This is a genomic window from Halalkalibacter okhensis, from assembly GCF_000787375.1.
GTDB lineage: Bacteria > Bacillota > Bacilli > Bacillales > Bacillaceae_D > Halalkalibacter > Halalkalibacter okhensis.
Genome location: NZ_JRJU01000045.1, coordinates 16567 through 33164 on the forward strand (window position 1 = coordinate 16567; position 16598 = coordinate 33164).

The window sequence follows — 16598 nt, forward strand, 5'->3', positions numbered from 1 at the left end:
TAACTCGTTAAAGTGTGTTTTATAAGGTGGAAAAATAAATGAAATCTTTATATAGTAATGTCTTAAAATATTATTTTTATATATGCGTACTAATTTTAAGTGTAATGTATGTATTTATAAGTACAGATTATACTAATAATGACATCATGGTAATAGTAACATTTTTAATTAACGGAGCAATCATATTTTTTAATATTTCAAGAAGTAACAAATTGGGCTATTCCTTAAATGATATGGTTTGGATTTTTATGTTGGTCTTTATGTTTGTTGCACCTTTTATACAATATACGAATAACCATTTCCCTTGGTGGGACCAAAGTCTGTTGAATGATGAAATCTTATTGATAACAAACTATTACATTATGATATTTATCTCAATTTACACAATTGTTCGATACATTGTTATAAAAACGCACAATGAGCATCAAAGGAAGAGTATAAAGTTTGGTGAAATTCAAAACATTAAGCTAATCTTAAATTTAAGTTTTTTTATCTCTATAGTTGTGAGTGTTTATATTATTAATAATATAGGGCTTATAAATATATTTTCAAGAGGAACCGCATCTATGAATTTAAGCCAAACTGAAATGTTGATTGTAAGTAAGTCATTAAGAGCCTTTCCATTTATAACTCTACTGCTTCACATTATGTATAAACACAAATATGGAATAATATATAATAAGTTCCAGTTCATTATTATATCTATTCTCTTTCTATTAACGCATTTTCCTACAGGGTTACCTAGATATCAAATTGCAACTGTTTATATAGCCTTATTAATAGTTATTTTTAAAGAATTTAAAAACAAGTATATACTGAAGATTTCTATATTAGTTGGATTATTAGTTGTTTTTCCTTTTATGGGTATGTTTAGGTCTATAGGAATTATGCTAATATCCAACCAAGTTTCTTTAATACCCAATCCACTAGAGGATTTTCTAAAGAGTGATTATGATGCTTATTCAATGATTGCTAGAAGCTTACTTTATGTAGAAAATGAGGGCATAACATTTGGGCAACAGTTATTGGGCGCATTTTTATTTTTTATTCCGAGATCTATCTGGCCGGAAAAGCCTATTGGAAGTGGCGCGATGATGGCTCAAGAATTTAATTGGCCCTTTACAAATGTATCCTGTCCCTTTATAGGTGAAGCATACTTGAACTTTGGTATTATCGGGATAGTTGTCTTTGCAGTATCTTTAGCAATTATTTTAGGTAAGTTCGATACAATATATCAGCATGAATTAAAAAATACTATGAATATATCAGTGCTCAAAATATATTACCCAGTTCTTATAGGGTTTCTTTTCTTCTTACTTAGGGGGGATATGCTAAGTTCTTTTGCTTATATGATAGGTTACTTCTTGCCTTTAGCTTTCCTTTATTTCTTAGATAAAATATTTATAAGCATGAAGAGACCACTAGTAAGAAAGTAACTTAAAAAATCCTATAAAAATCTAGATTATTCAATAATAAAAGTATAAATGGGGTTATGATAATCACATCTATATTGTTAGGAGATTGCAGATGACTAATATAAGGAAGCCACTAGTAAGTATTATTGTGCCAACATTTAAAAGGTCAAGTATAATAAAGAATGCAATAGAAAGTGTTCTAAGACAGACTTATAAAAATATTGAAATAGTCGTTGTGGACGATAATCACCCTAATTCTGAAGAGAGAAATAATACAAAGTTAAACCTTCAGAAATATATTGATAATAATCTAATAACATATTGTGAATTAGATGGAAATTATGGAGGGGCAGTTGCGAGGAATAAAGGATTAAAGCTAAGCAACGGAGAATTTGTGTGTTTTTTAGACGATGATGATACTTTTCAAGAGAAAAAAGTCGAGCTTCAAGTGAATAAATTTTTAGAGAGTAAAGAAACTCTTGCAGTTGTTGGAGGATATGCCAATATTGTCGATGAAAACGGAAAACTAATACGTATTGAAAAGACAGATATTAAAGGGGATGTTTACAAGAGGCAACTTGCACATAACATTTGTACCACAAGCATTGCAATGATTAGAAAGCAAGTTGCCATTGATTCAGGAGGCTTTGAGAAAATTCCATCATCTCAGGAGCACTTATTTTTTATAAAAATATTTAGTGTGAATCCTAATTATGATTATGTAAAGGAATCAGTGGTGAATATCTTCCACCATTCGGGAGAAAGAATCTCTACAAATTCAAAAAAGCCAGAAGGGGCTATTCAACTATATAATAAGGTTCTCGAGTTAACTTCAAAGATGGACGATAAAGAAATAAAGTACATTAAACATCATCACTTGGTGAATATTACAAGATCATATATCTCTATTGGAAATAGCCATAATGCAATGAAGTACATTATCCTATTATTAAAAAATGATAGAGGAATAAAACTAGACACTATAAAGGTTTTTATTACTCTTTTTATAGGTGTTAAGAACCTATATAAAATTAGAACATTATTTAATAATCTTAAGAACACAACAACTAGAGGTGCGTAAATGAGAATAGGAATTTTAATAAATGATGTAACAGCTGTAGGTGGTGTTGAAAGAGTAGTAACAAATACAGCTAATAAATTTCATTCAATATTGGGGCACGAAGTTGAAATAATTAGTGTTTTTACCAATAAAAACGATAGACCTTCTTTTAATATTGATGAAGGTGTTCAAATAAAATATATTAACCGCAACATTACTACTAATAAAGAAAATAAATTTTCCAAGTATTCTAGTATTATAAAAAAAATACACCAAATAATAGAAGATAGAAAATACGATCTTGTATTATGCAATAGCATATCCTTGGTTTTGATTGCTTTAATCATAAAAAAATTTGCAGTGCCAAGAAAAGTTTCATTTAAAATAGTTGCTTGGGAACACAGTCAGTTTGATAATGTAAGTGAAAAGTTTAAACAGTTAAGAAACATAATTTATAGGTTTATCGATGGTGTTGTAACTTTAACTGAACAAGATAAGGCATTATTTAATAAAATAAATTCAAACACTAGATGTATCTATAATATGAATCCCTTTATAAGTACTACCAGAGCCAACTTAAATGCAAAAAAGGTAATAGCAGTAGGAAGATTAGAAGAAGAAAAAGGGTTTGACATGTTAATTGAAGCCTTTTCGATTGTTAATAAAGAATACCCGGATTGGGTTTTAAATATCTATGGTGAAGGTTCTCAAAGGGATTTCCTTGAAAGAAATATTAATGATAAAAATCTACAAAACTATATTAAACTAAATAATTTTACTAATAATATTATAGACAATTATGTAGAATCGTCTATATTTGTATTAAGCTCCAGAACTGAATCATTCGGAATGGTATTAGTTGAAGCGATGAGTAATGGTCTAGCTTGTATTAGTTTTGATTGTAAAGTTGGACCTAGAGAAATTATAAAAAATAATACCGATGGTTTATTAGTTGAGCCTAATAACATAGAAGAATTAGCTAGTAAAATTATTAATTTAATAAATGACTCAAAATTAAGGAATTCATTAGCTGAAAATGCAATGCTAAAAGCAAAGTTATTTTCTACTGAAACTATAATGTCTGAATGGGATTATTTTTTAAGTGAAATGAAATAAAAAATTGCTTTAACGGGCATTAACAAACAATAAAGGTGTAGCACAGAGCTAACCTTTTACTTTTTGGAGTGATTTAAAGTGCAACGTTGTATATTAGTTAGCTTTTTTAATAGTAATAATATAGGAGACCGAATGATTTCAGAAATGCTCTATTCAGATGTGAAAAATAATGGTTATGAAATTACAAAATGCTCTTATGAAGGGAGCTTTGTTATAACTGGGAATAAGCCGAAAATAAGTGAAAGGTTTTTTTTACACCAAATAAATAGAGTAAGGCGGAAAATTAATAAAATAAAATTTTGGATGAACTTTGAAAAAGAAATAAAAAAATTAGATGCACTCGTTATTGGTGGCGGTAATATGATTATGGATTTAACTCCAGATACTAAAGCTGCAATGCATTTTAATCGATATATATCTATAGCAAAGAAACATAACAAAAAGGTAGTAGTATTATCTGTAGGTATTGGGCCCTTTCAGACTATGAATCAACAAAATAAGGCAATTGAAGCTTTAGAATCATGTGATTTTGTAACTTATAGAGATGAAAGTTCATATTTATTAGGGGCAGGAAATAAAAAGGATCAACAATATATTTCAGTGGATCCAGTTTTTATGCTACCCAAACAACTAGTAAATGGTCCAGAAACTAAACAACAGGTTATTGGTATTGGAGTTATAGATACTCTTCTATTTGATCCATCTATGGAAAGGTACAGCAATACATTAAATGGTTATGTGAATTTAATTAACCGCTTGATAGAGTTAGATTATGATATAGTAGTTTTTTCTACTGAAATAGCTGACTACAATATGGTCAATGATGTCGTTAATGAATGTAATAATAATAGAGTAAGTATAAAATATGTTGAAAATTCAGATGAATTACTAGAGTTATATTCAAATCTATCAGCTTTAGTCGCAGCAAGAATGCATTCTTTAATAATTGCTTACACACAACAAATACCTATTATAGGCATATCCTGGCAGCAAAAGGTTAGTAGTATGTTTAAATTGATTGATAGTGATGAGTTATGTTTTGAAATTACCGAGTTATCTGAGCAAGTAGAAGATATAGTGAATCAAGTTAAATATTCGGTGAATAATGAAAATTTACGGTTGAAAAATGAAGTGAAGCTACAAGAGTTTAAAAAGAAATATGATATAAATAGCTATATTTTAAATGAGATTAAAAAAGGTAATAAATAGAGATTTTTTCTATATTATCTACTGTTTTTGTTGTTTTTATCAAAGTACTCAATTTTTAACAATTGTAGTAAAGTCTTAGGTTTTAGGCATAATGAATTGAAAATCATTAAGGGTCATTATTTTGAGGTTTTAGAGAATTAGTCTATTTCATTTTTTAAGGAAGGTTGCAATAATATTATGAAGTTAAAGGTAAAAAAATGAGCAGAAACAAAAAATTGATTAAGGATACACAAATTTATGCAATAGCTATGTTTGGACCTCAACTAATTAACTTTTTATTATTACCTCTTTTTACAAGTTATTTTAGTACAGCCGAATATGGCCAATGGGATTTAATAGTAGTAACAGTTTCCTTACTATTACCTTTCATTTCATTCGAAATATTAACTTCTGTTTATAGATGGTTATTAGAAGAAAAGGATTTTAATAAAAGAAAAGAAATAATAAGTACAGGTTTTTTTTATACCATTAGAAACTTAACCCTATTTTGTTTCTTGGCCATTTTTGTGATGATATATTTTAATATTGAATATCAATTTTTAATTATTATGATGATTATTTTTAATATCTTAAATAATTTTATTCAAAAATGTGCTAGAGGCCTAGGTCTAAATAAACAATTTGCTATTTTAGGAATTACTCAAACAATTGTAACTTTAGTTACACAAATGCTTTGTGTGTTTGTGTTTCAGATAAGAATTGAAACATTTTTTATTGGGGCTATTGTTGGAAATGCAAGCTCATTTCTCCTTGGATGCTATATGTTAAAGTTCCATCAATATTTAGCTATAAATTATTTTTCAAAACAATTAAGTGAATCTTTATTAAAATATTCTATACCTATAATACCAGGAGCTGTAAGTTTTTGGGTAATGAATTCTTCAGACAGATTTATTATATCAGCGTTCTTAGGGTTAAGTGCAAATGGTATTTATAGTGTGGCAAATAAGTTACCAGTGTTAATTAACATGGTTAAATCAATATTCCAATTAGCTTGGCAAGATAGTGCAATTCTAAGTTACAAAGACCAAGATAGAGATCAATATTATTCAGAAATTTTTAAACGTTATTTTCGCTTTTTAATGCCAAGTTGTACAATTTTAATTACATTAACACCATTTTTAATGAAATTAATTGTAGCTGACCACTTCTATATTGCTTGGAAATATACTGCAATTTTATTTTTAGGTGCAGTTTTTTTGGCGTTGTCAGATTTTTGGGGTGCAGCCTATCATGGGTCTAAAAATACAAAGGTAATACTTAAAACTACTTTAATAGGAGCAATGGTTAATATAATAGTTAATTTATTGTTAATTCAATTAATAGGACTATATGCTGCAGCTATTTCTACAGTTGTAGGATTTTTTGTAATGTGGCTAATAAGAATGAAAAGCAAGAGTAAAACTTTTGAAATAGATATAGATAAAAAAGACTTTATTATACTATTTTCTATCCTTGTTAGTTTCTTAATTCTAACATACCTAGAAAATGTAGTAATAAATGCAGTATTAGTATTAATGTCGTTGGCATTATTCTACTTGTATAATAAAGATGTTTTATCAAAGTTATTCAAATTTTTAGTTGCAAAAGTAAAGAAGTAGTTTTTATGGACCAGTACTTTTCCAAGGAATTAAGAAGGTTTCCTTTATAAACCAATTTAACAGTTATACTTGTAAAAATAAAATAGTTATAGCAAGGGAGTGTGAAAAATGAAAATAACAGTAGCAGGAACTGGTTATGTAGGCTTATCAAATGCAATTTTATTAGCTCAAAATAATGAAGTAACTGCATTAGATATTGATAAAGTAAAAGTTGAAATGATCAATAATAGAAGATCTCCAATTATCGATAATGAAATTGAAGAATTTTTAGCTAAAAAAGAACTAAGATTAACTGCAACTACAGATAATTATGAAGCTTTTAAAGATGCAGAGTATGTAATCATCGCCACACCTACGAATTACGATCCAGATAAGAATTATTTTAATACAAGAACAGTTGAAGCAGTGATAGCGAATGTTCTAGCTATTAACCCAAGTGCTATAATGGTTATCAAGTCAACAGTACCGGTAGGATATACTGAAAAAGTAAGGGGTAAATTTGAAACAGAAAACATTATTTTTTCCCCTGAATTTTTAAGGGAAGGAAAAGCACTATATGACAATTTATATCCATCACGGATTATTGTAGGAGAACAGTCGAAAAGAGCAAAAAAGTTTGCTGATCTTTTGGCCCAGGGTGCATTTAAAGAAGATATCCCTGTTTTGCTAACTGCTTCCACAGAAGCAGAAGCTATTAAACTATTTGCAAATACTTATCTGGCTATGAGAGTTGCATTCTTTAATGAACTTGACTCATTCGCAGAGGTTAGAGGATTGGATACAAAACAAATAATTGAGGGTGTAGGCTTGGACCCAAGGATTGGGACTCACTATAACAACCCTTCTTTTGGCTATGGGGGTTACTGTCTTCCTAAAGATACTAAACAATTGCTAGCTAATTATGCAGATGTACCAAACAACATTATGGGTGCAATTGTAGCTGCTAATAGAACTCGAAAAGATCATATAGCAGATATGATACTAGCTAAGAGTCCTAAAGTAGTAGGTATATATAGGTTAACAATGAAAATGGATTCGGATAATTTTAGGCAATCGGCTATTCAAGGCGTAATGAAACGTATTAAAGCCAAGGGGATAGAGATAGTAGTGTTTGAACCTGCTTTAGCTGATAAAGAGTTCTATAATTCTAGGGTAGTAAATGATATTGTAGAATTCAAGAAAATAAGTGATGTAATAGTAGCAAATAGATTAACAGAAGATATAAGAGACGTTCAAACTAAAGTTTATACGAGGGATTTGTTCAGTAGGGATTAGTGCAGAAATAAGAAGTAATCATTAAGAAAATAGAGGTGAAACCTTTTTGAACATTTTAGTTACTGGCGGTGCAGGATATATAGGTTCACATACTTGTGTAGCTTTGTTAAAAGCGGGACATAATGTAATTGTTGCTGATAATCTTAGCAATAGTAAAGCTGAAACTCTAGATAAAGTAAAGCAGATAACCAAAAAAGAAGTTATTTTCTATCAAATAGATTTGACGGATGAGTTATTAGTAGACACAATCTTTTCTGACAATGATATAGATGGTGTAATACATTTTGCTGGCCTCAAAGCTGTAGGTGAGTCTGTTGAAAAGCCGATAGAATATTATTTTAATAATATTGTTAGTACTATGGTCCTTGTAAAGACTTGTCAGAAGTATAATGTGCAACGATTGGTTTTTAGCTCATCTGCAACTGTATATGGAGAAAATAAGGTACCGTTTGTAGAGACTATGGAGCTCTTACCAACAACTAATCCATATGGTGAAACTAAGGCAATGAGTGAGAGGATTCTAAAGGATGTAGGAAAGGCTAATCCAGATTTCTCTATATCAATACTTAGATATTTTAATCCAGTAGGAGCCCATGAAAGCGGATTAATTGGAGAAGCCCCTAATGGAATTCCAAATAACCTTATGCCATATATAACTCAGGTTGCAAAGGGAAAGTTGGATAAGTTACAAGTGTTCGGGAACGATTATCCAACAGTAGACGGTACGGGTGTTCGTGATTATATTCATGTTATGGATTTGGCAGAAGGTCATGTGGCTGCACTTAATAACTTATCTAACGGAATTCATATTTATAACTTGGGTACTGGAAAAGGCACTAGTGTACTTGAGTTGGTTAATGCTTTTGAAAAAGCTAATACTATAAAAATACCTTACAAAATTATAGGACGTAGAAAAGGAGATATCGCTTCATGCTATGCTGATGTTTCAAAGTCTCAAGAGAAGCTTAGTTGGTTAGCTAAACGGGACATAATTGATATGTGCCGAGATGCATGGCGGTTTGAAATGAATTATCAAGAATAAAACTTTGAAACTTTTCATTTCAGTATTTCTGAAAAATTTTCTGAAGTATAATCTTTTTCAACTTGAAAGATAATAATTTGTTTATAGGAGGAGAATTCATGGAACTAATCTTATTATCTGGTGGATCCGGTAAGCGTCTTTGGCCATTATCTAATGATTCAAGATCAAAGCAATTTTTGAAGGTTTTAGACAATAGTGCTAATTTAGAATCAATGGTTCAAAGGGTTTGGCGCCAATTAGAAAGGTTACAATTTAATGAGTCAACGCTAATTGCAACTAGTAAATCACAGGTGGATATGATTCATAGTCAATTAGGAAATCATATTCCACTAATTATTGAACCTGAACGTCGTGATACATTTCCTGCTATCGCTTTGGCAGCTACTTACTTATATTCTATTAAGGGAACTAGTTTAGAAGAAGTAGTAGGAGTTTTACCTGTAGATCCTTACGTAGATATTAGCTTTTTTGAAAGAATAAAAGATTTAGAAGATACATTAACTATTTCAGGTGCTGATTTAGCATTAATGGGAGTAAGTCCTACTTATCCATCAGCAAAATATGGCTATATAGTTCCTACACAAGGTGATGAGAGCAACTATATTCAAGTTAGTCATTTCAAGGAAAAACCTTCTGAGGAAGAAGCAGTAGTTTTAATCGATCAAAAAGCTTTATGGAATTGCGGAGTTTTTGCTTTTAAGCTTCAGTACATTATAGATTTATTACAAAATAAAGGCTTACCAATTCAATATGATGAACTATTAAAACAATATCAAAGCCTCGAGAAGATCAGCTTTGATTACGCAGTAGTTGAAAAAGCTGAAAAAATAGTAGCACTCCCTTATAGTGGTAGTTGGAAGGATCTTGGTACTTGGAATACGTTAACGGAAGAAATGGGGACTAATCAAATTGGTAAAGGGATTATCAGTGAGGATTCTTCTAATACTCATTTAGTAAATGAATTAGATATCCCTGTAACTGTACTAGGTATCAAGGATGCCGTTGTAGCAGCAAGTCCGGATGGAATATTAGTAACTGATAAAGCTGCGAGTCCAAGGATTAAAGAGGTACTAAAAGGATTTAACCAACGTCCAATGTATGAAGAACGTCGCTGGGGTTGGTATAAGGTTCTTGATCATACAAAGTTTGACGAAGGAAATGAAGTACTGACAAAGAGAATTGGTGTTAAAGCAGGGAAGAATTTAAGTTATCAGAAACATTATGCGAGAAGTGAAGTTTGGACAATCATTAAAGGCGAAGGAGAATTTGCTTTAAATGATGAGATCCGTGTGGTAAAGCCAGGTGATGTTTTAATCATTCCTGTTGAGGCAAAACATGGTATAAAGGCTAATACTGACTTAGAATTCATTGAAGTACAAACTGGTTCGCAACTTATTGAAGAAGATATTGTGCGTATATTCATGACATGGAAAGAAGTAGAAGAACATTGTAAATCTCTTGTTAAATAATTTCTATTATATACCCGCTTAGCTTAAAGGCTAGGCGGGTATTTTTGTTTTTTAGTTAAGGTGCCTGTCACTCCCCGAAGATTGCCAGAATATGTCGAAAGATTTATAGACTATGGTGCTACTAGTCTTAGAATTAAGCTAGAATAAAAGGAGTAGTTTTGCTAGACTTATTTATACCAACTACATAAAAGCAGATGGGCGGTTGGCCATCTCCCTATAGAAGGGAGGTGGTGATATGACGGCATATGAGGCAATTATGATAGCATTAACATCAAACCTTGTCTTACTAGGAGTCGTGTCATACTTCAGCCATAGAAAAAAGTAACCGCCCTAGCCCCGACCAAAGGATAAAGAGTGGTTACTTTTTAAAAACTACTTACTTTAGGTCAGCCGCTCTTCATGCGGCATGTAGTTGCGTTGACCGGGTGTTGTAGCACTCGGTCTTTTTTTATTGTGGTTTGATCTTACTTTTATTATACATGATTAGGACTTGACTTTCATGATTTTTTTATATGTTGTTTAGTACAATACGCTGTCACTCCCCAAAGAGTGCAAGATTTCGTTGAGATTAAATCACCTTTGTTCCTTTTTTCGAAGAGGAGTAAAGTATTATAGCAAGTTATATACATATACCAGTACAAGTAATGGTGTTAGTGTGGTCCCAGTTATTTATCATATTTGATTTTATCTCAAAAAAATTTTTTCTGAAAACCTAAAGGAATACCACAAATGTTGTCGAATAAAACAGTCACCTCATCTATTTCCCCTTTCAGTCATTACCATTTTAAGAAACTACCTATATTTCTTCATTGTTTATTTTCCTTATCATTCACTTCAGTTAAAAGCCAAAAGGAGGTCGTCTATGTGACGGTTAATGTATCAAGCATTGGTTTAAAAGGGTTGGAAGGGTACCGCGTGCAAGTGGAGGTCCAGGTGTCTAAAGGAACAGAGTCGATGGTGATCGTAGGGCTTCCGGATGCGTCGGTGAAAGAGTCAAAGGAACGGGTGTTGTCGGCCATCCGAACACTTGATTGTGATGTGACGGATCAGAAGATTGTTGTCAATTTGTCCCCTTCTGAGCAGAAAAAGAACGGGCCTTTGTTTGATTTAGCGATGGCTGTAGCGGTCCTGAAAGAGAGGAAGCAGTTTGTGGAGGAGATACGAAAGGAGACGGCTTTTATTGGCGCATTGTCGTTAGATGGCTCGGTTGTCAAAGTGGAAGGAATGCTGCCAGCGCTCATTGCCGCAAAAGCGCTCGGGTTTAAAAGAGTGTTTCTCCCTTATGATCCGCTGATCCCGATTGAGATGTTAGAAGGAATTGAATGTATCGTTGTGCAACACATAAACGATGTGTTGCAGTATGTAAGAGGACAGATTTCTCTACCATTGCCTATTCAATCAGTTTCAGTAGAAGAATCGATATCTCCTGTTGAGTTTCAAAAAGACTTTTCCGATATTATTGGACAAGAGCAAGCAAAGCTAGCGCTTGAGGTCGCGGCAGCTGGTGGTCATAATGTGTTGATGAGCGGCCCTCCTGGCTGTGGTAAGAGCTTGCTCGCTGAAACGTTCTCCTCCATTTTTCCTCCATTAACGAAACAAGCTCAATTAGAAAAGATTAGCTTGTATCAACTTGCACAAGAAAAGTTGGAATCTCCAAAGACTGTTCCTTATCGACACCCGCATCATTCTGCTTCTTCTGTCGCGATTATTGGTGGGGGCCAGAACCCAAAGCCAGGGGAAATTTCTTTAGCCCATCATGGTATTTTGTTTTTAGATGAAATGGCTGAGTTTACAAAGAAAACGTTAGATATGCTCAGGCAGCCTCTTGAAACAGGAAAAGTGACAATAAGCCGTGCTCATTCGACGGTGACCTATCCCGCTTCCTTTCTCCTCATCGGTGCGATGAATCCATGTCCTTGTGGGTATCTTGGTTCCAACACGCATTATTGCTCTTGTACACCAAAACAGGTTCAGTCATACCGTAACCGTGTCTCCGGACCGATCTTTGATCGGATTGATATTTTACTTTCCTTACACCCCGTTAATCTAGAACAGCCTCAAGGAATGAGAGAGTCCTCTGCAGACATTCGAAATAGAGTCGAGCAAGCAAGGGATGTGCAATATGCTCGTTACCAAGCAGAGATTACGAATGCAAAAGTTCCGTTTGAACAGCTCATGAAAACAAGTCCCCTCACAAGCAATCAGCAGAAAATGATGACACAAGTATCATCGAAAAAACAATGGAGCAATCGCGTTCAAATTAAAATGATCCGTTTAGCCAGAACGCTATCTGACCTAGCAGGAGAAGCATCGATATCAGATGAAAGCATCTGGAAAGCCATGACATTAAGACGTAACCACATCTCAAAAGAACATACGAAAGCGAGGGGGAACTAATGCCTCGTGCTAAGAGAATTTGGGTTCCATACCGTTTTTATCACATCGTCATGCGTGGCAACCGTCGTGACCCACTTTTCCGTTCAGCTACTGACTTTCACGCTTTCCTCCATATCCTTCATCAGCTTCATCAAAAGATTCCATTTGAACTTGCTTCCTACTGCTTAATGACCAATCACTACCATCTACAACTCCGCTCCGAAGAAGCATCTCTTTCCAAACTGATGGCGCTCATTAACAAACGATATGCCAACTACTACAATACTCGTTATAGCTTAACCGGACATGTTTTCGAAAAACGCTTTTATGACACGATCATTGAGGATAAGAATGGAATGATTGAAATCAGTCGCTACATCCACAAGAACCCAGTTGAGGCCAAAATGGTGAAACGGGCAGAGCATTATCCATGGAGTAGTTACTATTTGTATATGTACCCAGAAGCAATACAACCGCGGTTTATGAAGGTAGAAGCGATCCTTAAGTATTACGTAGGAACGTTGGAGGAGAGGAGGAGGTTGTATTGTGAGGCGATGAGGGGATTGTGAACTTGGGACAGGTCCCTTGTCCCGTTTTTATAGTAATGGGATGGTTTCCATGCTGCCGTAACTAATTGATGCCACTGTAGATAAAGCTACTGTAAGTTTCAATGAAGCGTAAATAGATGGTTTAGGGAAAAGGAAAAGATATTTAGTTCTTGTCCGGGTGGGGTGGATAACTTCCTCTTATAGAGTGGGTTATCCACCTTTTTTGTGTTATTCACAACGATCTGCGGAATTGGTGGGACGAGGAACCTGACCCCCCTGTCCCCTCGAAACAGGCCCGAGATAGCGGAGTTGCTGGAGGAGCATGGGGACGGTTCTCGTGCATCTTTAGTTTCGCTAAACGAAGAAATCAGAAGATCCGTCCCTATGCTCTTCGGTAAAGTGCCCCACTCTCAGCAATCTCCTCACCTACCGCAACCACCTTGGCCCCGCATTACCCGTTAAATCTCTCTCCATAAACCCCTGCAAGATCACTTCATGAGCAATGAACGTAGAAAGTGTCCCATAAAAATACGGCATAAAGCTTGTCTTAATTTCCCCTTTCTTATAACGATATACCGACTCTTTAAATGCTTGAATGATAACGGGAAGGTAAGTTTCCACTGGTTTTTTACATTCCATCTTACGGTGAGCCATCATAACCCGGTCCCATAAAGCACAGATCTCTTTGGCACTTGGGAAGAAGGGCTTGGCTGCTTTGACAAATGGGCTTGGAACATGTGATGGAACAAATGTATAATCAAGCGATTCGAACGTTACCTTACGTATCTCTTTATCTTTTCTTTTTTTAGTTTTAGATAAAGTAGCTTCAGGGGTGGTTTTTGTGGTTTGAGGGCTTGGTACAGGTGGGATTGGGGCTGGTTGCTGATGCGTCAATTTTTTTGTGTTGGATACATCAAAGCGATGAAACACATAGACATTATGAGATTTGCCGCCTTTTTTTCGGTTGGTGTTGTAGGTAGTCAATAGTCCGAGCTTTCTCCCCTTACGAAGCATTCGTTCAAAGGTTGTGCGTGAGATGGGCTGACCTGAAGCATGGGTTGCTTCTAGTAGCTTACATATTTTTGCATTACAAATGCCGTGAACTTTCACGCTATATTGAATCAGCGTGCGAAGAGCGATATGCTCTCCTTCTGTGAACGAATCTCCATGTAGCTGTAGGAAGTTCTTGATAGAATCGTTGAATTCTTTGACGGTTTTGAACTGACTTAAATGAGCAAATTGCTGAATATGACCTGATTGCATTATAGTGCCTCCTTTGGGGTGAGCCCATCATGTAGCCATGACAGGCCGGTTAATGTTGAGGTTGGTTTTATTCGAAATGAGAGGAACGAATTCTATGATGAGAGAAGCGAACAATGCAGTAAGACGTGCGCTGCAGCTGCTTTTCGAGGCTGTGATAGGAAATGTCGAGTTCGAGCTGTTTGTGATGGTGAAATAGAATGATCGATTGGGAATGGCTTTTAGGATGGCGGTTGATCGATTTGATGTGGTGATAGAAAATCCAGGAGCATTCGTGGAGTGTCGGCGAGTGGGTGGGGAAGGCGTAAATATGCTCGTTTGGATTAATCGGGATCGGAATTTTGCTTTGGATGCCTGTTTTGTGCATCACAGCAGCTTTGCGGCCATTGAAGTCGGCTCCTCCTTCGAGGCATCCGGCTTTAATGAGTTGCATCGGGGTCTTTTGGATGTAATAGATTCGATCGCGTTCCCAGACGATGGAGTAATAATCTGTGTGGGAAGCTGAGAAGATAGCGGTTGTGTCTTGGGTAATGTCGTAGTAAGGGAGGATGGTTTTGGACATGGCGAAGCTCCTTTTTTGGGGGATGGGTTGGAAATGACAAGAGGGGTTAATTATGAGGTAGTGAAGACTCTAGGTGGGAGTGGTAAATCAACTTAAAGGGGCGAGGTCGTTAATCAATGGAGTTAATCTCTTTCAAAAAATGTGTAACAGCGTCTGGAACCTCTTCATATAGGCTGTTTGAAACTTTAATATCGAGGGCACAGCATAATTTTAAGAGAATGAAGTGAGACATTGTGACTTCTCCTCTTTCGATTTCACCAAGGTAGGAGTAGTCCAGGTTAGCTCTTTCCGATAATGTTAAGCGCGACATGCCCTTCATCTGGCGAATACCTGAAATGTTTTTGCCGATGGTTTTGTTTGCGAGTTCTTCTAAATCGTTTGCTTTTTGTTTATCGATTTCTTCCACTGTTCTAGCTCCTTTTAAGACTATAATCAGTCATGAAGGAGGTTTGATCGACGGGCTATGACCATTAAAGTGGGAATTATTGTAAAATTAGGGGAGTTTTTTTGTGGAGTGGGTCATGATTGGGTCATGGGGACAGGTCCCTTGTCCCAATCGATAGCTTTTACTGAACTCGTGGGACGAGGAACCTGTCCCTTTGTCCCGTATAATTAATTGACGAAATTTGTAAAAGATCTAGGAAAATAAGCCGATAAAAGAGGTGTAGTGTATAGAAGAAAAGGTGAGAGAATGAAAATTAATAATAATATAAATGCATTGAATTCATTAAATCGCTTAAATCAAAATCATAGAAGTGTAAGTAAGGCGATGGATGCTTTATCATCTGGTCTTCGAATTAATCAAGCCGCTGATGATGCAGCGGGGCTAGCCATTTCTGAAAAGATGCGTGCACAAATTCGAGGCCTCTCTCAAGCTGATAGAAATATACTAGATGGCATCTCGCTGATTCAAACAACAGAGGGAGCCTTAAATGAAATCCATGCGATGCTACAAAGGGTTAGAGAGCTTGCTGTACAAGCATCAAATGATACGTTAACGGAATTTGATCGGGGCATTATTCAGGAAGAAATCAAACAAATAAAAGATGAGATTAACCGAACAGCGTTAGAAACAGAGTTTAATATAATTAATACGCTAGCACCTCCGCAAGCCGTTGATCAGACAGGAAATCACGGTACTCTTCCTAGTGCAGATATTGTCTTTTTTATCGATGACTCAGGTACGATGCAGGATGAAATTGATGAAGTTAGGGCTGGTATCTCTGAATTTGTTGATAGCTTAGCCATATATGGAGATGTTAAAGTCGCAACGGTTAGTACGGTTCATCCGAATAGGGTGTTGTCATTAACGTCAGATGTAGATGAAATTAATACACATATTACGAATGTCCATCAAGCTCAAGCAGGATTATCGTCTCCTTATGATCATATGATTAGTTATTCTCCTAGTGGGTCTTTAGGTGGGGAATTACAATATCGTGAGAATTCAAATAAGATTTATGTCTTATTAACCGATACTTTAGATGAATCATCCTCTTCGACACCAGCGGCTGTGAAAGATAGGTTGGAGAGTGAAGGCATTCTGCTGTATGTGTTTGGTATGAACTTTAATACGGTATCAGATTCGAATTTCTTCTCACAACAAGCGGCCTATGAGGATATAGCAGCAGAAATTTTTATCCCAGAAAACAAATCTGATATTGC

At 34.9% G+C, this 16598-nt stretch carries 14 protein-coding genes; 11 read left to right on the plus strand and 3 right to left on the minus strand.

All coding sequences use genetic code 11. From position 1 onward, the window contains the following. Window positions 1-38 precede the first annotated feature (38 nt). From LQ50_RS20930 to LQ50_RS20975, 10 genes are all read left to right on the plus strand, one after another. Window positions 39-1436, plus strand: a complete 1398-nt coding sequence (locus LQ50_RS20930) for an O-antigen polymerase (protein WP_034633195.1) — start codon at window positions 39-41, stop codon at window positions 1434-1436. A gap of 91 nt (window positions 1437-1527) precedes the next feature. Continuing rightward, a complete protein-coding gene (locus LQ50_RS24515; RefSeq protein ID WP_052144896.1) occupies window positions 1528-2496 on the plus strand; it encodes a glycosyltransferase family 2 protein in 969 nt (322 codons plus the stop codon). Continuing rightward, window positions 2497-3591, plus strand: a complete 1095-nt coding sequence (locus tag LQ50_RS20940; protein ID WP_034633197.1) for a glycosyltransferase family 4 protein — start codon at window positions 2497-2499, stop codon at window positions 3589-3591. 78 nt (window positions 3592-3669) lie between these two features. Next, the gene (locus LQ50_RS20945; protein WP_272913741.1) at window positions 3670-4800 is read left to right on the plus strand and encodes a polysaccharide pyruvyl transferase family protein; all 1131 of its coding nucleotides are present in this window, start codon (window positions 3670-3672) and stop codon (window positions 4798-4800) included. Window positions 4801-5015: 215 nt separating this feature from the next. Continuing rightward, on the plus strand, window positions 5016-6401 hold the full coding sequence (locus tag LQ50_RS20950) for a lipopolysaccharide biosynthesis protein (RefSeq protein WP_161784709.1): 1386 nt from the start codon (window positions 5016-5018) through the stop codon (window positions 6399-6401). 108 nt (window positions 6402-6509) lie between these two features. After that, window positions 6510-7676 carry a nucleotide sugar dehydrogenase gene (locus LQ50_RS20955; RefSeq protein ID WP_034633202.1) on the plus strand — a complete coding sequence of 389 codons (1167 nt, stop codon included), beginning with the start codon at window positions 6510-6512 and terminating at the stop codon, window positions 7674-7676. A gap of 46 nt (window positions 7677-7722) precedes the next feature. Next, window positions 7723-8718, plus strand: coding sequence for a UDP-glucose 4-epimerase GalE (gene galE, locus LQ50_RS20960; RefSeq protein WP_034633203.1), 996 nt, complete (start codon window positions 7723-7725; stop codon window positions 8716-8718). A gap of 98 nt (window positions 8719-8816) precedes the next feature. Then, complete coding sequence (locus LQ50_RS20965) at window positions 8817-10187, plus strand: sugar phosphate nucleotidyltransferase (protein ID WP_034633204.1); 1371 nt, start codon at window positions 8817-8819, stop codon at window positions 10185-10187. Between the two features lie 864 nt (window positions 10188-11051). Continuing rightward, window positions 11052-12584, plus strand: coding sequence for a YifB family Mg chelatase-like AAA ATPase (locus LQ50_RS20970; RefSeq protein WP_034633206.1), 1533 nt, complete (start codon window positions 11052-11054; stop codon window positions 12582-12584). After that, complete coding sequence (locus LQ50_RS20975; protein WP_034633209.1) at window positions 12584-13132, plus strand: transposase; 549 nt, start codon at window positions 12584-12586, stop codon at window positions 13130-13132. Before LQ50_RS20970 ends, LQ50_RS20975 begins: the two co-directional genes overlap by 1 nt. Before the next feature lie 405 nt (window positions 13133-13537). Here LQ50_RS20975 and LQ50_RS24520 read toward each other — a convergent pair whose 3' ends face one another. The 3 genes from LQ50_RS24520 to LQ50_RS20990 form a co-directional block, all read right to left on the minus strand. After that, entirely contained in the window at window positions 13538-14374 is an 837-nt protein-coding gene (locus LQ50_RS24520; protein WP_052144897.1) for a hypothetical protein, read from the minus strand. A gap of 67 nt (window positions 14375-14441) precedes the next feature. Beyond that, window positions 14442-14933, minus strand: coding sequence for a competence protein ComK (locus LQ50_RS25055; RefSeq protein WP_084138976.1), 492 nt, complete (start codon window positions 14931-14933; stop codon window positions 14442-14444). Window positions 14934-15042: 109 nt separating this feature from the next. Then, complete coding sequence (locus tag LQ50_RS20990; protein WP_034633215.1) at window positions 15043-15339, minus strand: helix-turn-helix domain-containing protein; 297 nt, start codon at window positions 15337-15339, stop codon at window positions 15043-15045. A gap of 285 nt (window positions 15340-15624) precedes the next feature. On the opposite strand from LQ50_RS20990, the gene LQ50_RS24525 reads away from it, so the two are divergent. Continuing rightward, window positions 15625-16598: flagellin N-terminal helical domain-containing protein (locus LQ50_RS24525; RefSeq protein ID WP_152608273.1), on the plus strand; the 974-nt coding region annotated here is incomplete at its 3' end.